General features: G+C 71.8%; 19 protein-coding genes. 15 read left to right on the top strand and 4 right to left on the bottom strand.

Going from position 1 to position 19,680, the window contains the following annotated elements:
• Positions 1–115: 115 nt before the first annotated feature.
• Complete coding sequence (locus ABZ272_RS23350; RefSeq protein ID WP_355052038.1) at positions 116–781, top strand: hypothetical protein; 666 nt, start codon at positions 116–118, stop codon at positions 779–781.
• 90 nt (positions 782–871) lie between these two features.
• On the opposite strand, the gene gabT is transcribed toward ABZ272_RS23350, so the two are convergent.
• On the bottom strand, positions 872–2,143 hold the full coding sequence (gabT, locus tag ABZ272_RS23345) for a 4-aminobutyrate--2-oxoglutarate transaminase (RefSeq protein WP_355052037.1): 1,272 nt from the start codon (positions 2,141–2,143) through the stop codon (positions 872–874).
• A 3-nt stretch (positions 2,144–2,146) separates the two neighbouring features.
• Positions 2,147–3,583, bottom strand: a complete 1,437-nt coding sequence (locus tag ABZ272_RS23340; protein ID WP_355052036.1) for a gamma-aminobutyraldehyde dehydrogenase — start codon at positions 3,581–3,583, stop codon at positions 2,147–2,149.
• 142 nt (positions 3,584–3,725) lie between these two features.
• Between ABZ272_RS23340 and ABZ272_RS23335 the strand changes: the two genes are divergently transcribed.
• Entirely contained in the window at positions 3,726–5,165 is a 1,440-nt protein-coding gene (locus tag ABZ272_RS23335) for an aldehyde dehydrogenase family protein (protein WP_355052035.1), read from the top strand.
• Positions 5,166–5,181: 16 nt separating this feature from the next.
• On the opposite strand, the gene ABZ272_RS23330 is transcribed toward ABZ272_RS23335, so the two are convergent.
• Both ABZ272_RS23330 and ABZ272_RS23325 read right to left on the bottom strand, forming a co-directional pair.
• Complete coding sequence (locus tag ABZ272_RS23330; RefSeq protein WP_355052034.1) at positions 5,182–6,072, bottom strand: hypothetical protein; 891 nt, start codon at positions 6,070–6,072, stop codon at positions 5,182–5,184.
• Positions 6,073–6,114: 42 nt separating this feature from the next.
• Positions 6,115–7,356: an SUKH-3 domain-containing protein gene (locus ABZ272_RS23325; protein ID WP_355052033.1), complete on the bottom strand. Its 1,242-nt coding sequence runs from the start codon at positions 7,354–7,356 to the stop codon at positions 6,115–6,117.
• A 78-nt stretch (positions 7,357–7,434) separates the two neighbouring features.
• On the opposite strand from ABZ272_RS23325, the gene ABZ272_RS23320 reads away from it, so the two are divergent.
• The 13 genes from ABZ272_RS23320 to ABZ272_RS23260 all read left to right on the top strand — a co-directional run bounded on the left by ABZ272_RS23320 (position 7,435) and on the right by ABZ272_RS23260 (position 19,668).
• A complete protein-coding gene (locus tag ABZ272_RS23320) occupies positions 7,435–7,857 on the top strand; it encodes a YbaB/EbfC family nucleoid-associated protein (RefSeq protein ID WP_355052032.1) in 423 nt (140 codons plus the stop codon).
• On the top strand, positions 7,854–8,186 hold the full coding sequence (locus ABZ272_RS23315) for a hypothetical protein (protein WP_355052031.1): 333 nt from the start codon (positions 7,854–7,856) through the stop codon (positions 8,184–8,186). Before ABZ272_RS23320 ends, ABZ272_RS23315 begins: the two co-directional genes overlap by 4 nt.
• 16 nt (positions 8,187–8,202) lie before the next feature.
• The gene (locus tag ABZ272_RS23310; protein ID WP_355052030.1) at positions 8,203–12,336 is read left to right on the top strand and encodes a toxin glutamine deamidase domain-containing protein; all 4,134 of its coding nucleotides are present in this window, start codon (positions 8,203–8,205) and stop codon (positions 12,334–12,336) included.
• Positions 12,308–12,598, top strand: coding sequence for a hypothetical protein (locus ABZ272_RS23305; protein WP_355052029.1), 291 nt, complete (start codon positions 12,308–12,310; stop codon positions 12,596–12,598). The genes ABZ272_RS23310 and ABZ272_RS23305 overlap by 29 nt, the downstream gene beginning before the upstream one ends.
• Before the next feature lie 63 nt (positions 12,599–12,661).
• Positions 12,662–13,093, top strand: coding sequence for a hypothetical protein (locus tag ABZ272_RS23300; protein ID WP_355052028.1), 432 nt, complete (start codon positions 12,662–12,664; stop codon positions 13,091–13,093).
• A gap of 139 nt (positions 13,094–13,232) precedes the next feature.
• Entirely contained in the window at positions 13,233–13,826 is a 594-nt protein-coding gene (locus ABZ272_RS23295; RefSeq protein ID WP_355052027.1) for a DinB family protein, read from the top strand.
• On the top strand, positions 13,826–14,482 hold the full coding sequence (locus ABZ272_RS23290; protein WP_355052026.1) for a tetratricopeptide repeat protein: 657 nt from the start codon (positions 13,826–13,828) through the stop codon (positions 14,480–14,482). The genes ABZ272_RS23295 and ABZ272_RS23290 overlap by 1 nt, the downstream gene beginning before the upstream one ends.
• A gap of 81 nt (positions 14,483–14,563) precedes the next feature.
• On the top strand, positions 14,564–14,806 hold the full coding sequence (locus ABZ272_RS23285; protein ID WP_355052025.1) for a hypothetical protein: 243 nt from the start codon (positions 14,564–14,566) through the stop codon (positions 14,804–14,806).
• A 119-nt stretch (positions 14,807–14,925) separates the two neighbouring features.
• A complete protein-coding gene (nfi, locus tag ABZ272_RS23280; RefSeq protein ID WP_355052041.1) occupies positions 14,926–15,600 on the top strand; it encodes a deoxyribonuclease V in 675 nt (224 codons plus the stop codon).
• A gap of 105 nt (positions 15,601–15,705) precedes the next feature.
• Positions 15,706–16,773 carry a hypothetical protein gene (locus ABZ272_RS23275; RefSeq protein ID WP_355052024.1) on the top strand — a complete coding sequence of 356 codons (1,068 nt, stop codon included), beginning with the start codon at positions 15,706–15,708 and terminating at the stop codon, positions 16,771–16,773.
• A gap of 69 nt (positions 16,774–16,842) precedes the next feature.
• Entirely contained in the window at positions 16,843–18,228 is a 1,386-nt protein-coding gene (locus tag ABZ272_RS23270; protein ID WP_355052023.1) for a phosphomannomutase/phosphoglucomutase, read from the top strand.
• 61 nt (positions 18,229–18,289) lie between these two features.
• Entirely contained in the window at positions 18,290–18,475 is a 186-nt protein-coding gene (locus tag ABZ272_RS23265; RefSeq protein WP_007455824.1) for a Trm112 family protein, read from the top strand.
• Positions 18,472–19,668, top strand: coding sequence for an SIS domain-containing protein (locus ABZ272_RS23260; protein WP_355052022.1), 1,197 nt, complete (start codon positions 18,472–18,474; stop codon positions 19,666–19,668). The genes ABZ272_RS23265 and ABZ272_RS23260 overlap by 4 nt, the downstream gene beginning before the upstream one ends.
• Positions 19,669–19,680 lie beyond the last annotated feature (12 nt).

Below are 19,680 nucleotides of genomic sequence, written 5' to 3'. Positions count from 1 at the left end.
AACTCCATGATCGACGGGCTTGATGGTGGGGGCGAACTGGTGGGTGGGGTGAACGGTTGGGGGGTGGTTTCCGTATCAGGCGGTGAAGACATTGGCTAGGGCGGGAGTTTCGGCGATGAGGGTTCAGCGGAAGCATGTGCTGGCGGCTACCGTGGCGGTGGTTGCCGCGGCGGGGGTGGCGGTGGGGACTGGGTTCGGGTTCGCCGACACCGCCCCGGCACGGTCGTCCGCCTGCTCCGGTTCGGTGACGTTCTCGGCGGAGGCCGGTGCGCCGGCGGCGACCAGCGACCGGTTCCCGGTGGGTACGCGGCTGCGGGTGACCAACCTGGACAACAACCGCGCGGCCACGGTGACGGTGACCGGCCCGTCGGGAAGCTGTGTGCTGCTCAACGCCGCCGCCATGGAGTTGGTGCGGGAGCCGGGCAAGAACGTGATCCGCCGCAACGTGGTGGAGCGTCTGGACGGCGTGGCCGCCCAGCCCGCCCCCGGTGGGGTACGCCCCGGCGCCGCCTCGCCCGCCGCGCCGCGCCCGGTGCGCGGCTCGGCCTGCTCCGGCGCGATCACCTTCTTCGCCGAGAATGCCGCCCCGGCGGCGACCAGCGGGCAGTTCCCCGTCGGCACGCGGCTGCGGGTGACGAACCTGGACAACAACCGGGCGACCACGGTGACGGTGACCGGCCCGTCGGGGAGTTGTGTGCTGCTCAACACCGCCGCGATGGACCAGATCCGCGAGCCGGGCAAGAACCTGGTCCGCAACAACACCGTCGAAGTGCTGCGCTGACGCGGGCCGAGGGGCCCGCCGCGGGTCTCTCGACGGCGTCAACGCCGCCCGACGTCGTGGCGGGGCCCGGGTCGGGCCCCGCCACGGGCGTCACTCGAACGCCGCGTCGAGGATGTCGGCGCCCCGGGTGAGCTGCGCGTCGGAGATGACCAGCGGCGGTAGGAAGCGCAGCACGTTGCCGTACGTGCCGCAGGTCAGGGTGAGCAGGCCGGCGGCGTGGCAGGCCGCCGAGATGGCCGCCGTGGCGGTCGGGTCGGGGACGAGGGTGCCGGGCTGGACCAGTTCGACGGCGAGCATCGCGCCGCGTCCGCGTACCTCGGCGATCCGGGGATCCCGCTCGGCGATGGCCCGGAGGCGGGGGGCCAGCACGGATTCGATCCGGCGGGCCGCAGCGGCCAGGTCCAGTTCGTGCATGGTCTCGATGGTGGCCAGCGCGGCGGCGCAGGCGATCGGGTTGCCGCCATACGTGCCGCCGAGCCCGCCGACGTGCACCGCGTCCATCAGCTCGGCCCGACCGGTGACCGCCGCGAGGGGCAGGCCACCGGCGATGCCCTTGGCGAGGGTCACCAGGTCGGGTTCGACGCCCTCGTGCTGGCAGGCGAACCAGTCGCCGGTCCGGCAGAAGCCGGTCTGGATCTCGTCGGCGACGAAGACCACCCCGGCCGCCGTCGCCCACGCGCGCAGCGCCGGCAGGAAACCCGGAGCGGGTACGACGAACCCGCCCTCACCCTGGATCGGCTCGATGAGCAGCGCGGCGACGTTCTCCGCGCCGACCTGCTTCTCGACCATCTCGATGGCCCGTGCGGCGGCCTCGGCGCCGGAGAGCCCGCCGTCGCGCAGCGGGTACGACATCGGCACCCGGTAGATCTCCCCGGCGAACGGCCCGAACCGGTGCTTGTACGGCATGTTCTTCGCCGTCAACGCCATGGTCAGGTTGGTCCGCCCGTGGTACGCGTGGTCGAACACCACCGCCGCCGGTCGTCCCGTGGCGTGCCGGGCGATCTTGACGGCGTTCTCCACCGCCTCGGCGCCGGAGTTGAACAGCGCCGACCGCTTCTCGAATCCGCCCGGCGTCAACGCGTTGAGCTGTTCGCACACCGCCACGTACGACTCGTACGGGGCGACCATGAAACAGGTGTGGGTGAACCGTTCGACCTGCGCGCGGACGGCCTGGACCACCCTCGGCGCGGAGTTGCCGACGCTGGTCACCGCGATGCCGGCGGCGAAGTCGATCCACTCCCGCCCGTCGACGTCGGTGAGCGTCCCGCCCGAGGCGGAGTCCACGTAGGACGTGACCACGCTGCCGACCCCGCGGGCCACGGCCGTGCCCCGCCGTTTGTGCAGCTCTTCCGAGGAGGGCATGGCTCAGACCTCGATGTTGTGCATGACGTGCTTGATCCGGGTGTAGTCCTCCAGGCTGTAGACCGACAGGTCCTTGCCGTGCCCGGAGTGCTTGAAGCCGCCGTGCGGCATTTCGGAGACGAACGGGATGTGCGTGTTGACCCAGACGCAGCCGAAGTCGAGCCGTCGCGTCATCCGCATCGCCCGGCCGTGGTCGCGGGTCCAGACGGACGCCGACAGGCCGTAGTCGACGCCGTTGGCCCAACGCACCGCCTCGTCCTCGTCGGAGAAGCGCTGCACGGTGATGACCGGACCGAACACCTCGTCCTGGATGATCTCGTCGGCCTGCCGCAGCCCGGACACCACGGTGGGCGTGTAGAAGTAGCCGCGATCGCCCTGCCGGGAGCCGCCGGTCTGGATCGCCGCGTGGTCGGGCAGTCGGTCGACGAAGCCGCTGACCCGGGCGAGCTGGTTGGCGTTGTTCAGCGGGCCGTAGAGCACGTCGGCGTCGTCCGGAGCGCCGGTCTTCGTGGCGCGGGCCTGCTCGCTGAGCGCTGCCACGAAGTCGTCGTGGACGCCGGGACCGGCCAGCACCCGGGTCGCCGCCGTGCAGTCCTGACCGGCGTTGAAGTAGCCACCGACCGCGATGGCCTCGGCCGCCGCCGCAACGTCCGCGTCGTCGAAGACCACCACCGGGGCCTTGCCGCCCAGCTCCAGGTGGGTGCGCTTCAGGTCGGGGGCCGCCGCGGCGGCCACCTCCATGCCCGCGCGGGTCGAGCCGGTGATCGACACGAGCTGTGGGGTCGGATGCGACACGAGGGTACGACCGGTGTCGCGGTCGCCGCAGACCACGTTGAACACCCCCGGCGGGAAGAACTCGGCGGCCATCTCGGCGAGCAGCAGCGTCGACACCGGCGTGGTGTCCGACGGCTTCAGGACGACCGTGTTGCCGGCCGCGAGCGCGGGAGCGATCTTCCAGATCGCCATCATCAGCGGGTAGTTCCACGGGGTCACCTGGGCGCAGACACCGATGGGCTCGCGCCGCACGTACGAGGTGTGCCCGGCCAGGTACTCCCCGGCCGAGCGCCCCTCCAGCAGCCGGGCGGCACCGGCGAAGAACCGGAACTCGTCCACCGCCGGGGGCAGCTCCTCATCGAGGGTGAGTTGGCGGGGCTTGCCGGTGTTGCGTACCTCGGCGTCGACCAGCTCGGCGGCCCGTGCCTCCACGGCGTCGGCGAGCTTGAGCAGCGCCCGCTGCCGCTCGGCGGGGGTGACCTCCCGCCAGCTCTCGAAGGCGGTGGCGGCGGCGTTCATCGCCGCGTCGACGTCGGCGGGGCCGGAGACCGGCGCCTGCGCGAACACCTCCCCGGTGCAGGGGTCGACCAGGTCGGCGTAGCCGCCGTCGGCCGGGTCGACGTAGGAGCCGTTGACGAAGTTGCGCAGCTGCTGCTGGTCACTCATGACGGGATCACTCCGAGGGGGCCGGGGGTGAGGTCTGCGGCGGTTATCGCAATCTTCCTGCCATCTTCGCTACTGAATCCGCAGCAGACAAGGGCTGTGGCGACTGTTTCCGTCGACTTCTGACTCGTCTACGCTGCACGGCGTGGAGCCCGCACCCTTTTTCGTCGCCTCCCGTCCCGCCTCCGGCACGGGCGAGCTGACCGTCCACCACCCGTACGACGGTCGCGCGGTGGGGCGTACCACCTTTGCCACCAGCGACCAGGTGGAGGCCGCTGTCGCGGCAGCGGCCGGGGTGGCCGCGCAGGCCGCGGCCCTGCCCGCGCACGCCCGCGCGGCGGCCCTGGACCACGTGTCCCGTCGGCTCGCCGAGCGTGCCGACGAGGTCGCGACGCTGATCACCGCCGAGAACGGCAAGCCCGTGAAGTGGGCGCGTGCCGAGGTCGGACGGGCGGTCTCCACCTTCCGGTGGGCCGCCGAGGAGGCCCGACGCTTCTCGGGAGAGCTGCAACGGCTCGACACCGATCCGGCCGCCACGGGCCGGATCGCCCTGGTCCGACGGGCACCCCGGGGGCCGGTGCTCGGCATCGCGCCGTTCAACTTCCCGCTCAACCTGGTCGCGCACAAGGTCGCTCCGGCCATCGCGGTGGGTGCGCCGATCATCGTCAAGCCGGCCCCGGCGACGCCGCTGTCCGCGCTGCTGCTCGGCGAACTGCTGGCCGAGACGGACCTCCCGGCCGGCATGTTCTCGGTGTTGCCGCTGCCCAACGACCGTGCCGCCGAACTGGTTGCCGACCCGCGGCTGCCGGTCGTGTCGTTCACCGGGTCCGGGCCCGTCGGGGCGGCGATCCGGCGGCAGGTACCGGAGAAGCACGTGACGCTGGAACTGGGCGGCAACGCGGCGGCGGTGCTCTGCGCGGACTGGACGTCCGCCGACGACCTGGACTTCGCGGCGCAGCGCATCGCCACCTTCGCCAACTACCAGGCCGGTCAGTCGTGCATCGCCGTGCAGCGGGTGTACGTGCACCACGCGCGGTACGCCGACTTCCTGCCCCGGCTGGTGGCGGCGGTACGCGCGCTGCGCACCGGCGACCCCACCTCGGAGTTGACCGACGTCGGCCCGATGGTGTCCGAGGACGCGGCCCGCCGGGTCGAGGCGTGGGTCTTCGAGGCGGTCGCGGCCGGCGCGACGGTCGAGGTGGGCGGCGTACGCGACGGCGCGACGTACCCGCCGACCGTCCTCACCGGCGTGCCGGCGGACGCCAAGGTCGTCGCCGAGGAGGTGTTCGGGCCGGTGCTGGTGGTCACCCCGGTCGCCGACGACCAGGCCGCGTTCGCCGCCGTCAACGATTCGGCGTACGGGTTGCAGGCGGGCGTGTTCACCCGCCGACTGGACGTGGCCTTCGCCGCCGCGCGAGTCCTCGAGGTGGGCGGCGTGATCGTCGGCGACGTGCCGTCGTACCGGGCGGACCAGATGCCGTACGGCGGGGTGAAGGGCAGCGGCGTCGGCCGGGAGGGGCTGCGCAGTGCGATGGACGACTACACCGAACCGCGTGTGATGGTGCTGACCGGGCTCGACCTCTAGGCCCTCTCGGCTCGAGCTATTCGACGAACACCTTCACGGTGTCGGCGAGCCCGTCGTTGCGGTTGATGCCGACGAAGAATTCGCTTCCCACATGGGTGACATCTTCGATCTCATCGACCAGGTTGTTGCTCGGAACGCCGATGTCGCTCTCCACATCGCTTCCCGACCAGTTGTACTGGTACACCCAGTTCCATCCGGTCGAGGGCGTCGAGGTGTTGATTGACTTGGTGTTCCAGATGTAGTTCTCCGAGCAGTCGATGCCCTGGTCGGACCGATTGTCGTGACTCGTCAGGTTGCTCTTGACCAGCGTCCATCCACTGGTGAGGGCACCCGCGCCGGGATGGGTCCACAGGCTGCCCAACCGGCGGGCCGCATATTTGCCGGCACCGCCCGCAGCCGTCGCGCTGTAGCAGAACCCGCTGATGTCGCCGGTCGGCAGACGAACCTCACTGGTTGTGCCGACAGCTCCGTCGGCGTTCAGGCGAATGACCGTCACCTTGTCGCTCAGGAACGCGGACTGACTTCCCTGGGCGGCAATCAGGGCCGGGCCCTGGCCCAGATAGTTCGCGTTGTAGGCGAGGTCGTTGCCGTGGCCGAGCGTCGGTATGGAGGTGGGAGCCCCGGAGCAGACCCAGCTGGCGCCGTCCCAGGTCGAGCCGTCACGGAGCCACCGGGACAGGACCGGCTCCGCGCCGGCCGCCTTCGTGAAGACGATGTAGAGCTGACCGCCCGGCCCCGCCACCATGCCCTGCATGACCGTGCGACCGGCCTTGCACTCGCTGCTGTTAGGGATGTCCAACCGGACCGCGCCACTCCGGTCGGTAGCGGCGAAGGCAGCCGAAGCCGGTGCGATGGCGATTCCAACTGAGAGTACGAGCACGGTGGCGACGCTCGACAGTTTCGTCAATTCGGTGTCTCTTCTCCAGAGGGGGGCGGAAAGACCTGGGAACTAAACCTGGGCCCAGGTGCCGTCGTCGCGAACCCGGGCGGGGGCGCGGCCGAGCAGCAACGTGGTGAGCGCCGCGTCGACGCCCTCGCCGAGGAACCAGTCGCCGGCCTGGTCGAGGGCGAAGACCCGGCCCCGCTCGTCCACGGCGAGGATGCTGTCCTGCTGCTCGGTGCCGATCGGAAAGAGCCGCACGCCGAGCACCGCGCCGAAGTCCGCGAGCGTGTCGGCGGTGTGCGCGATCAGGTGCGGACGGATGTCGAAACGGGAGATCCACACCTGCTCGCCCGGGCCGCGTCGGGCGCCCACCAGGCTCGGGAACGCCGTCAACGCCTCCACAGCGGCGGGGAAGACCTCGTGTCGGTGTGTCCTGGAGGGCACGGCGGTGACGTCCCGTACGCCGGCCGCCGCCATGATCTGGTCGCCGATGTGCGGACGCCAGCCCGCCGCCACCAGCGCGTTCGCCACCTCGGGCGGAAAGCGCCCCGGGTCGGGGTCGGGCGCGGCCGGTGCCCGCCACGTCTCGGTGTAGGCCCGCGCCGCCTCCGGCAGGACGTTGGCGCGTACCAGGAACGTGATGCACGAGTCGCAGGGCAGTTCGGCGACGCCGCCGGCCGGGTCACCCGGCTCACGGATCCGGAAGATCTCGAAGCGGGCGGCGTCCAGCAGGGCCGCCGCCTCGGCCCGACCCATCGGCTCGATGCCCTCGGCGGCCCGTCGGTGGTCGTACTCGTGCAGCACGTCGGAGACCACGATCAGCTCGGCGTGACACTCGACGCCACGTACCAGCTCGCCCGGCGGCCTCTCGTCCAGGTAGGCGCGCACGAGCGGATGGTGGTTCAGGGTGGCGGGGCCTCTCGTGCCCTGGGCCGTCCAGATGCGACCGTCGAGGGTCAGGTGCGCCACCGTGTTCGGCGTCGGACCCCGGTGGATCTCCCGGATCAGCAGGCTCGACGCGTCGATCGTGCGCGGCGCGGTCGGCCCGCTGGGCTGACTACGCCGGTACAGGTCCGCCACCACCGTGGCCGGCACCCGGGGCCAGGTGGTGACCTTTCCGGTGCGCTTGTCGATGACGGTCGTCGGCAGGTCGCCGGGGATCGCCCGTGCTCCGCTCGACACGATCGAGGTGACGACGAAACCGAGGTCGAACTCGTCGACCACCGGGGTGCACTCGTGGCCTACGCGCTGTGAGTCGCGCCGCGCCCAGGCGGACGCGAGCTGCTCGGCCTGCTGACGGTCGATCACACATCGAAACTACCGGACGACACGGATCGATGGCGGCCGGTATGGTCTTGGATACCGACGGTGACGGGAGGAGCGGCGGTGAGCGAACGCGCGGACCGGGACGCCAATCGCGAGCTACGAGCCCGATTCGACGACGTGTACGGCCAGTACCAGCAGCTCAGGTCTGGTTTGGACACTCTTACGGCACGGCTCGCCGAGCTACGGGTAACCCGCCGCTCATCCGATGGGCACGTCACGGCGACGGTCGACGCGCAGGGCCAGGTCATCGAGGTCGTCCTGACGCCGGCCGCCTACCGGGCCCGGGACGCCGAGGCGCTGAGCCGGAAGATCACCGAGACGATCCGGGCCGCCGTGGCCGCCGCCACCCAGGCCACCCAGGCCCTGGTCGCCGAGACCATGCCGGCCGGCGCCGGCTCGGCGGACTTCCTGCGTACCGGCGACTTCGGCGCGTTGCTCGGCCGCGCCGACGCGTTGCTCGGCCGCCGCGAGGGGTCGACATGACCGACGGGCAGCTCTGGCTGGACGCGTCCCGTGCGCGGCGTGGCGGCGCCGACCTGGCCCTGTCGGGCGAGGCGGTGACGGCCCGTCGCGCGGCGGAGGGCGGCGAGATCGAGACCGCCAGCGGCGCCCTCCCGTGGGGGCGCGACGACATCGGCGCGGCGTTCGAGCGGAGCTACCGCGGCATCGAGCAGACCGTGCTGCGCGCCTGGGCGGGCGTCGGTCAGCGGCTCACCGAGTTGGGTGTCGACGTAATCAGCGCGGTCGACGCCAGCGTGCAGACCGACCAGAGCGGCGCCGCCCGGCTCGACCGGGCCGCCGACCAGCGCTGACGGCGGGGCGATTCGGATGAGCGTGCTGCCCAGCCCGATCCCGCACCCACTCGACTACGCGCCCTGGGACGTACCGGGCTGGATCTACGAGGCCCTCGACTGGGCCGTCGGCGTGCAGTGGCCGGAGGGCGACGAACGGGCCGTCTGGGACGTCGCGGACCGGTGGTACGCGGTCGCCTCCGTCCTCGCCGGCCCGCACGCCGACGCCGCGGCGGCCGCCACCGAGGTACGCAGCGGATACGGCGGCGTGGGAGCTGTCGACGCCGCGTTCGAGGCGGCCTGGCGAGGCATCGCCGAAGGTGACGACGCGCCCCTGCCGGTGCTGCTCGCGGTCACCGCCGATCTGGGCCGCCTGGTCGAGGAGTGCGGCTGCGACATCGAGGGCGCCAAGATCGAGGTCTGGATCGAGCTGGGGATCCTGGTCGTCGAACTGATCTCGGTGGCGGTGGCGGCGCTGCTGACCGCCGGGGCGGCGTCTCCGGCGGCCGGCGCGGCCGTCACCGCGACCCGGCTGCTCATCCAGCAGATCTTCAAACGCCTCATGGGGCAACTGGCCAGCAAGGCTCTGCGGCGCGGGCTCAAGGAGGCCGGCGAGCGCGCGGCCAAGGAGGTCGCCAAGGGCGGCGTACGTGGGCTCGCCAAGCGCGCCACCCGGGAAGGGTTGGAGGAGGCGGCCGAGGAGTCCGGGATCAGCCTCGCCACGCAGACGTACCAGAACTCGACGGGCCGGGCACACGGCCTCGACCTGACTGACCTGGGCGCTTCGGCGGTCGGCGGGCTCGCCGGCGGTGCGGTCGCGCCGCTGGCCGCCCTGGGCCGCCACGCGACCGGCCGCGCGGCGCGAATCGGCGAGCACCTGGGTCGGGAGATGACCGGCGAGATGTTGGCCGAGAGCGCCGCCAGCGTCGCCACCGGGCAGGGCATGGCCTCGGTCGACGACGTGGTGCGCGCCGCCGCGTCCGGCGTCACCGGCTCGACGACCGCCCAGACCGACCACGCTCTGCAGGCACGGCTCCGTGCGCAGGCCGACGCTCTGGCCGGAGCGTCCCTCGCCGGCCCGTCGCTTCCGATCCCGCCCCCACCACCGGAACTCGCGACGTCCACGCCCGTGTCGCCTGGGCCGATTCCGCCAGGGCCGGCCACTGGGACGGTGTCTTCTGGGCCGGCGGGCTCCGGGGCGGTGTCTTCTTCGTCGGGTCCGACGGGGACTGGCGCCGGAGCGGTGAGCGCGGACGTCGCCGGTTCGTCGGTGTCGGCAGCAGATGGCGCGCCTGGGCTGCCAGCCGACGGGCCCGGGGCGAGTGCAGCCCGGCCGGCGGTGGGGGGTGATGTCGGGCTCGCGGGCGTTGCGGAGCCGGGACATCACGCGGCTGCGCCTACGCTCTCGGGGGTCCCCGCGCCCGTCGCCGGTGTCGTCCCGGCCGGCGGCCCTGGGGTCGGCGTCGCCCCGGCGGTCGCCCCGGCGATCGAGCCGGCCGGCGTGGCTCCGGGCGTCAGCGGCCCCGTACCCTCGTCGACCGGTCTGCCCGGGGCCGCCGCGGCCGTCTCGTCGCCGGTTCCGGTGACCTCGGCGGCTTCCCCGCCCACAGTGGTCGGGCCGTCGTCGGGTCCGCTGCCTTCGGCGCTCGCATCCCCCTCGACTTCCGTGACCTCGACGACCGGGCCGGTGTCGGCCGTGGGGGCGGTGCCTCCGGTCGGCCCGGCGGCGGCGAGCACTGCCGGGCTCTCGACGCCGCTCGCGTCCGCCGGCCCTGCCCCGGCCATCGCGCCCCCGCCGGCGTCCCCGTTCACGCCCACCGGGCCGACGGTCGGCGCGTCACCCGACGGCGTCGGCAGGCACGGCGCAGCCATGACCCCGGTGGACGGGAGCGCGGTGGCCGCGCCGGCCGGCCGCCACTCCGCACCCGAGCGGACCGCGACGCGAGAGTCGATCGCGCCAGCCCGCGTACCCCGGCAGAGAACCGGCGGTCGCGCGTCGGCGTCCGTCGACGTGGTCGCGTTCGGCGACCCGGTGGAGTCCGCGACCGACGTCGACGACTGGTATGCGGCCCAGTGGCTGGCCCAGGCGGAGGCCGCCGAGCGACGGCGCTACCAGGGCCACTTCGAGGCACAGCGGATCGGCTTCGAGAACAACCGCCGGCAGGCCGAGGCCACCCGCCTGCGGGCGCGGGCGGCGGAGCACGACCGCCGGGCTGTCGAGTACGCCAACTACGCCCGACAGTTGCACCAGAGCGGCCACCGGCAGTGGGCCGACGGCTGGCAGCGGGCGGCGAACGACGAGACACGCGCGTACGCCCAGTGGCGTGACCTCGCCAACGACGTACTGGCGGGCATCACGGCGCCGCCGGTCGTCGACCTGGCCGACGGGGCCTTCGCGCACGCCAACAGCGACGTGGGCGCTCTCGCGCTCGGCGCGGTGGAGACCAGCGGCCCGTCCCGCCTCACCGGCGACGACGTCCCCCCGCCGATCGACGACTCCCGCCCGTACGGGCAGCCGGGCGGGCTTCGGCCACCACTCGCGCTGCACCAGGTCGACGTCGAACGACAGATGCCGCGCGAACGCGACGGCACCGTCTTACGTACCGCCGATCCGCGCCGGGGCGGCTGGTTCCGCCTCCTGAACGACGGTGGCCCCCAGGCCGACGCCACCCGCGGCATCAACTGCCTGGACTGCACCCTGTCGCTGTTCGAGACGTGGGTGCACGGGCGACCGCGGGTGTCCGCGCCGCGCACCTTCGACGGCTACCTCGACGGCGACATCCGACGCCCGATCCGTGGTGAGGCTGGTGGTCCAGGCCGGGTGGAGGACGCCACCGGCGGCCGCTTCCAACGCGTACTCACTCCCGGTCAGCCGTCGGACCCGGCGCAGGCCCGGCAGGGGTATGCCAATCTGCGCGACCAACTGCTGCTGGGCGGCCACGGCAGCTACGCGTTCCTGATCACCGAGTGGGCCGGTGGCGGCTCGCACGCCTGGGTGGCACTCAACCAGAACGGCACCGTCCTCTACGTCGACCCGCAGACCGGCCTCGTCCGAGACCATCCGCTGTATCCCGACGTGGTCGGCATCGACGCGCTCGTACTGGGCGGAGACGGCCGGCCGATGCCGCTGGGCGGACTGCCCCGGGGCCGGTTCAGTGAACGCCCCGACCTGCCGACCCACCCACCCGGGTACGACGACGGCGGCCACGGCGACCCGTACGTCAACCGCATGTACCTGTTGCTGGACGGGCCCGGCTCCGTGCCGGATGGGCCCGGCTCGACGGATGTGAGCGGCGGAGCTCCGTCAACACCAAGGCAACCAGCGCTCCCAGTCACCGCCCGGCTCACACCAGCGGAGTTGGCTACGCTGACCGAGTTGCACGAGGGCGCGCTGGCAAACGCGGACCGAACCGAGGGCTCCCTGGTTCAGGTCGCGCGACGCGTGACCGACACACTCGGCCTCAGTGCGCCGATCGAGCTGCGGGAGCGCGAGTCTCGCATCAAGCCGCTCGATTCGTTGACGCGGAAGTATCTCGACGAGGCAAGCATCGACGGCACGGACGTGGCCGATTTTGCGGCGAACGTCAACGACGCCCTCCGCTTCTGCTTCGAGATTCCGTCGGGTCAGCAGTACAGCAAGGCCGTCGACTCGGTTCTTGCGGGGCTGGTCGACGCCGGCTACTCGGTCGCACTCTCGGCCTGCAAGAACTTTTGGCGGCAGGGTAACCGCTTCTACGGAGTTAACTGCACCCTCCGATCAGCGGACGGGATGTTGATCGAGTTGCAGCTCCACACTCCCGCATCTCGAGAAGTGTGGTTGGCGACTCATGAGGATTACGAGGTTGTCCGGCGCCCCTCGAACAGTCCACAGCGACGAGTGGGGGCGCTCTTGAGAATGCTGGCTGCGAATCGGGCCAGAGGCCTGCCGGAGGCGCTGCCAGCGGAGCTCGAGTTACGTTTCCCACCCAAGGACGCGACGTTCGCCAAGTGGGTGAGTCGGAACAGCGGAGTGTGGCACGAGTACCTGGCTTGGCTGGCTCGCGAAGGAGAGGATTTCGCGGGCGTGGTGCGAGAGTTGGGGCTGGCACGTCGGGACTTCCCCGTAACGCCACAGGTTGTCGGAGAGTTGGAGCAGGGGTTTGTTGAGCTACTACGTGATCTACCGGAATGACGAACACAATGAGCCGTCGGGTCTCTTTGTCGTGGATGTGGGCATCGGCGATGCCGTTCTGTGGGATCACCGCGCTGGAGAGTGGACGTATAACCCCGACCTCGTGGTGCGCTTTCTCGACGACTACCGGAACGCGGACCGCTACAGGAACGTAAGCCGTGCTGCCGCTGAGGCGGTTGCGCCCACGGTGACGGGCAGCGGCGAGTTGCCGGACGAGAGTTCGATCCGTGCCATGTTCGTCGGTCGCGCCGATGATCGTTGATTGGAGCATGCGACGCGCTGACGGCAAGTGCCTAGCGATGCGAAAAGCGCTCTGGTGCGCCTAATGGCTGAGGGTCTGGTGCTTCCGTCCTACTACCTCTACCACCAGTCTCCCGTCAAGATCGTGAAGACACCCGATGGTGGTGCGCGGGTGTGGAGAGTTGCAATCGACACGGGAGGCTGGCAGCCGAAGAACGACCTCTTCACGGAGATTGTCTTCGACGTCGGTGGAGATGTCTTTCGGCGCACCCCAGAGGGGTTTGTACAGGAAGTGGAGCGGTTCCGCGCTCACTACCTCGAAGGCGAAGGTCCGGTCTTCGCCCTCTATGAGACCGTGCAGGCGCTGAGGGACACGGCCAAGGCCGAGGGGAGACACCTGACGCCGCGCGAGCAGGATTTGATCCGGGGGATTCGACAGCGAACCTTCGTGATGTTCGAGGAGCAACTACGTGCGGCCGGCGATCCGGGTGCCGATCCCGATTTGGCTGCCCGCTAGTTGGGGATCGTCGCGCTCGGCGTGGGCCTACACGGAGGAGTGCCGCCGGCGCTCCACTCACGATGCCCCGCTGACCAGCGAAGACGACCGACCGGGTTTCCGGTTGCCGCTGTGGGCGGGTATCGACGAGAGTCGCCGTATGGCTGATTCACGCGCCGAGGAGGCGACCTCCGGCGGCGAACCCACGCGGACCTTCGGTTGGTCGTACCTGTTCGTCCATCCGGACGACGACCCACGCTCGGACGGTAACTTCGCCGACGAGCGGGCCGTTCTCGTCGAGTACCTGCGCGACCAACGCCTCACCTTCGAGTTGAAGTGCGACGGCCTGAACGCCGAGCAGTTGGCCCGGCGCTCGGTGCCACCGTCGACGATGTCGCTGCTCGGGTTGATCCGTCACCTGGCCGAGGTGGAGCGCGGCTGGTTCCGCAGGACGATGGCCGGCCAGGCGGCGCCCCAGAGGTACTGCTCGGATGACGATCCGGACGGCGACTTCGACGGCGCGGTCGCCGACGTGGCAGTGGTCGACGAGGCGTACCGGGCGTGGCGTGCGGAGGTGGCGTTCTCCGAGCAGTTCGTCAACGAGGCTGCGGATCTCGACGTGCGGGGGCGGCAACGCGACGGCAACGTCATCGTGCTGCGCAGGCTTCTGGTCCACATGATCGAGGAGTACGCGCGGCACAATGGCCACGCCGATCTCCTGCGCGAGCGTATCGACGGAAGGGTGGGTCAGTGATGGCCGAGGGGTTCGACGTCCGGTTGACGCGGGCGCGGGAGCGCTACGAGCAGGCGGTCTTCGGCGGTGACGGGACGTCGTTGGACGAGGCCGAGCGGGATCTCGTCGCGGTGGAGGCGGACACGGCCCTGGCTCGTGGACGGCTGTTGCACGCCCGTTTCCTCGAGACCGGCGCGGAGGACGCGGCCGAGCTGTCGCTCTTCGAGCGCGCCGCGCAGCTCTACCGCGAGGTGGGCGACGCCCGCGGTGAGGGTGAGGCGCTGTTCTGGGTGGGCACGGTCCACCAGGTGATCCGGCAGGACCAGGCCGCCGCCGATCCGGCCTTCGCGCGGGCGCGCGAGCTGGCGACGGAGGCGGGGGACGAGCTGACCCTCTCGTACGTGTTGCGGCACCTCTGCTTCGGCGAGCAGGCCGCCGGCCGGGTCGAGGCGGCGCGGGAGTTGCTGGAGGAGTCGACGCGGTTGCGCCGGAAGTTGTCCTTCACGCCGGGGGTGGCGGCGAATCTGATCGGTCTGGCCGACCTGGCGGCGAGCGACGGTGACCGGGACGCCGCCCGTGGCCTGCTCGACGAGGCCACGTCACTGGCTGCCGGCAGCGGCGCGTACGGCATCGTCCGGTGGATCGACGAGGCCCGCGACGAGCTGAAGCTCGCCTGAGCACCCTGTGGGCCACCGGTGCGCGGCTCGGCCCTCTCGTAGCGCCGGACGGCGGTTGACCGTGTTTATTAACATCGCTCCATGGCGAGATCCACTACGGGCGGCAGCAGCTCCGGTTTCTGGGCGTGGGCCGTCGGCCTCCTGTTCGGCCTGGCGATCGGTATCCCTTCGTTCGGCCCGAAGGGAGGGGTGGCGTTCGGTGTCGCCATGGCGGTCGTCGTCGGTCTCGCGTTCGGTGCTACCCGGAGGCGGGTCGACGATGGTGAGCCTGCCGAGGCGTCGACTCCGGCCGAGGACGGCGACGCGAGTCGGTCTTCCCGTTAGGGCAGGTCGTGGCCGGTATGCCGTCGCCGAGCGTGATCGACTCGACATCGCCGATCTCGGGGTGTCCGGATGCGGGGGATAGCGCGACATCGCCGAAATCGAGTGGATCGAGGGCCGTGCTGAACCGGACTCCGCGTTCGGTCGCGGAGGCGGTGGCCGTACAGGAGGAGTTGCGGCCGCTGGTCGACCTGGTCGGGCCCGGCCCGCTCGCGCCGGAGACGGTGGCCGGCCTGGACGTGGCGTACGCCGAGAGCGGTGACCTTCTCGCGGCGGCCGTGACCGTGCTGGATGCTCGGACGCTGGCCGTGGTGGATTCGGCGGTCAGCCTGGGTCGGCCGGCGTTCGACTACGTGCCGGGGTTGTTCGCCTTCCGCGAGGCACCGGCTCTGCTCGCCGCCCTGGACGCGTTGAAGACCGTTCCGGACCTGCTCGTCTGTGACGGGCACGGGGTGGCGCATCCGCGCCGGTTCGGGCTGGCCTGTCACCTCGGGGTGGTCACCGGCCTGCCCGCGATCGGAGTGGGCAAGACGCCGCTGGTCGGCGAGTGGGAAGCCCCGGCCGCCGAGCGGGGCGCCTGGTCGGCGCTGTGCGACGGGGGTGAGGTGCTCGGCCGGGTAGTGCGTACCCGGGACGGAGTCAAGCCGGTCTTCGTGAGCGTCGGGCACCGGATGAGTCTGGAGAACGCCACTGCCCGGGTGCTCGCGTTGACTCCGCGCTATCGCCTTCCCGAGACGACGCGCACCGCCGACCGGCTCTGCCGCGAGGCTCTCGCCGGGGCCGGACACGGGTCGTAGACCGTAACGCCGCACACATACCGACCGCTCTATGACCGGTGGTGGGAGTGGTCCGGTAGTAGCCTGTCCGGCGGACCCCACCCGGGGAGGAACGGTGAGGTGATCATGACGCTGCGTCGACGTGCCGCACGGCTCGCGACGGTCTGCGGTCTGTTGGTCGGCCTGGTGATGCTCGGTGCGTCACCCGCGCTGGCCGACGAAGACTCGGTCCGTGTGGGTGCGGCCAGCAGCTTCGCCGCCGGAGGTTCCCCTCAGGGAGTGAACGTCGCGGTGCGCAAGCGCTCCGAGGGATGCGTCCTGCTGCGTACCGCTCTGGGTCTGAGCCTTGAGGGTCTTCAGCCGGATCAGGTGGCGGTCCAGGTCAACGCGGGCGGACGCTGGTTTCCGGTGGGTGTGTCCGGTGGCGGTGGCAACGTGACGACCGCGCAGACCTCGCCGGCCAAGCCGACGTTGTGCAAGGGCAAGGGCATCACCGTGCGGTACCGGGTGGCGTTCGCCGCCGGCACGCCGGGGGGTCGGCTCTCCGTGACCGGTGTGGGTCTCACCGCCGCCGGTCAGCAGTTGGGGCAGGGCAGCGACACGGCCAAGGTCGCCGGGCGACTCTCCCCGTCGCCCACGCCGACGCCGTCGAAGAAGCCCACCCCGACACCGACCCCGACCCCGACCGAGGTCGCGGCGGCGGGCGAGGTGGTGGACCCGGCCGCACTGGGCCCGGCCTCCGTCGCACCCTCGACGACGGCGGTGGCCGCCGAGTCCGGTGGTGGTGGTTCGCCGATCATGTTCTTCGGCATCGCGATGGTGGCGGTGGGTGTGCTGTTGATCGTGCTGCTGGTCCGCCGCTCCCGGCAGGACCGCACGCCGACCGACGAGCCCGGCCCGCTGCCGGGCAACCCCGGTGGGACCACCTACCGCGCCGGTGGTGGGTCGCCGGCCGTGCCCGGTCACCCCGGCCCGGTGTACGGCCAGCAGCCGCCGGCGGTGCCCGTCCCACGACCCGCCCCCGGCGGTGTCTACGGGGCACGACCCGCCACGCCCTCGCCGGACGCCACTCAGGTCATGCCGGACGCCACTCAGGTCATGCCGGGCGCCCCCGGCGATCCGGGTGCTCGGCCCCGGCCGGACGACCCGGACGGCGGCGACCGCACCGTGTTCATGCCCCGGCTCCCCGGCTGAGCGGGGCAGGGCCCGGTCGCTCCGATACGCTCAGGTTCGTTGGAAACCTGCGGCCAAGGAGCGGAACTAGTGTCTGATCTGTCCCAGATCGTGAAGGCGTACGACGTCCGAGGGACGGTGCCGGACCAGTGGGACGAACGGGTCGCCGAGGCGCTCGGGGCCGCCTTCACCCAGCTGCTCAACGCCACTGACGAGCCCGGTGACGCTGTCGTCGTCGGGTACGACATGCGCGCCAGCTCGCCCGGCCTGGCGGCCGCCTTCGCCGCCGGGGTACGGGCCGAGGGGCGCTCGGTGATCGAGATCGGGCTCGCCTCCACCGACCTGCTCTACTTCGCCTCCGGTTCGCTCGGCCTGCCCGGAGCGATGTTCACGGCCAGTCACAACCCGGCTCAGTACAACGGCATCAAGATGTGCCGCTCCGGCGCCCGGCCGATCGGCCAGGACAGCGGCTTGGCGGAGATCCGTGAGCGGGCGCAGGCGATGCTGGACTCGGGGGCGTCCCGCCCGGCGGGCGAGCCGACCCGGCCGGCCGAGCGGCGCGACCTGCTCCCCGACTACGCCGCGTACCTGCGCAAGCTGGTCGACCTCTCCGGCATCCGGCCGCTGAAGGTGGTGGTCGACGCCGGCAACGGGATGGGTGGCTACACCGTTCCCACCGTGCTCGGCGAGGCCGCCCTGTCGGCCCTGCCGCTGGAGATCGTGCCGCTCTACTTCGAGCTCGACGGCAGTTTCCCCAACCACGAGGCGAACCCGCTGGACCCGGCGAACCTGGTCGACCTCCAGCGCGCCGTGGTCGAGCACGGCGCCGACATCGGCCTGGCCTTCGACGGCGACGCCGACCGGTGCTTCGTGGTCGATGAGCGCGGCGAGCCGGTCTCGCCGTCGGCGATCACCGCGCTGGTCGCGGCGCGGGAGCTGGCCAAGCACCCGGGCTCCACGGTGATCCACGGTCTGATCACCTCAAGCGCGGTCGCGGAGATCATCCGTGAGCACGGTGGGGAGCCGGTGGTGGCCCGGGTCGGGCACTCCTTCATCAAGGCGGAGATGGCCCGCACCAACGCCGTCTTCGGCGGGGAGCACTCCGCCCACTACTACTTCCGGGACTTCTGGTTCGCCGACACCGGGATGCTCGCCGCGATGCACACGCTGGCCGCCCTGGGCGAGCAGTCGCTGCCGCTGTCCGTGCTGGCCGGCGAGTACGAGCGCTACGTCGCCTCCGGCGAGATCAACTCGACGGTCGTCGACCAGGCTGCGGCGGTCGCCGACGTGCGTGCCGCGTACCCGGACGCGACGACCGACGAGATGGACGGGCTGACGCTGCGCTTCGAAGACGGCGCGTGGTTCAACCTGCGTGCCTCCAACACCGAGCCGCTGCTGCGGCTCAACGTCGAGGCGCCCACCCGCGAGCGGATGGTCTCGCTCCGGGACGAGGTGCTCGACCGCGTTCGCCGATAAGATCGCCTGCGCCGGTCGGCACCGCCGCCGGTGACCCCGCACTCGTGGAAGGAGCCGTGCCATGGCCCTGGATCCGCAGTTGCTCGAGATCCTCGCCTGCCCGGACACGCACCACGCCCCGCTGACCTACGACGCGGAGGCGCAGACGTTGACCTGCACGGAGTGCGGCCGGATCTTCGAGGTCCGCGACGATGTGCCGGTGCTGCTGCTTGACGAGGCCCGCGGCGGCCCTGGGCAGCAGTCATGATCGACGGTACGGCCGGGGTCAGCGGTCGGCGCGACGCCGACGAGGCCCTGCTCGACAACCCGGACGCGCTGGCTGAGCACGACCCGGGCGACATGTTGCGGCACACCGCCTCGGGTGGCGCCCAGGTACGCGAGAGCGCGGCGCTGGCCGCCGAGGCGAACCTCGCGGTGCTCGCCGACGACGGGCGGCCCCGGGCCGTGGTGATCGCCGGCATCGGCACGGCCGGGCGTACCGGTGACGTACTGGCCACGGTCGCCGGGCCGCGCTGCCCGGTCCCGATCATCGGGCACCGCAGCGCGGGCGTACCCGGTTGGGTGGGCGCCGCCGACGTGGTGATCGCGGTGAGCGCGTCCGGTCGCAGCCCGGAGGCGCTCGGCGCCGCCGAGGCCGCGCACCGGCGCGGCGCACGGCTGGTCGCGGTCGGCGCGCCCGACTCGCAGTTGCAGTCGGTGGCCGAGCGGGCCCGCGCGCCGTTCATCCCGGTGCCCCGGCGGGCGCCGGCCCGGGCCAGCCTCTGGGCGCTCACCGTGCCGGTCCTGCTGGCGGCACGGTCGCTCGGCCTGGTGAAGGTCAACGAGGCGGACCTGGCGGAGACGGCGGCCCGGCTCGACGCGGACGCCGACCGCTGCCGGTCCGCCGCCGAGTCGTTCGTCAACCCGGCCAAGTCGCTCGCGCTGGGCCTGGCCGGCTCGATCCCGATCGTCTGGGGCTCGTCGCCGCTGGCGACCGTGGCGGCCCGCCGGTTCGGCGACACCCTGTCCGCGAACGCCCGCTACCCGGTGGTCACCGGCGCGCTGGGCGAGGCCGGGCGGGGGCGGGTCGGGCTGCTGGACGGCGTCTTCGGTGGCCTGGCCGAGGGGGAGCGGGACATCTTCGCCGACCCGTCGGAGGACGACGGCGAGGGCACCCGGCTGCGGCTGGTGCTGCTGCGCGACGGTGGGCTCAACGCCGACGACGACACGGACGAGCCGCTCGCCGTCGAGGAGCGCCGCGCGGACGCGGTGCAGACCCTCGCCGAGCGCCGTGGCGTGCGGTGCGACGTGGTGACCGCCGAGGGTGGGTCGGCTCTGGAGCGGCTGGCCTCGCTGATCGCCGTACCGGACTTCGCCTCGATCTACCTTGCTCTGGCACACGGGTTGGACCCGATGGCCGTACCGGCCATCACCGAGATGAAGGAGCTGTCGAACCAGTGAACGCACCCAGGG

Source organism: Micromonospora sp. NPDC005979 (assembly GCF_040614415.1).
Taxonomy (GTDB): domain Bacteria; phylum Actinomycetota; class Actinomycetes; order Mycobacteriales; family Micromonosporaceae; genus Micromonospora.
This window is presented reverse-complemented; position numbering and strand designations above follow the sequence as displayed.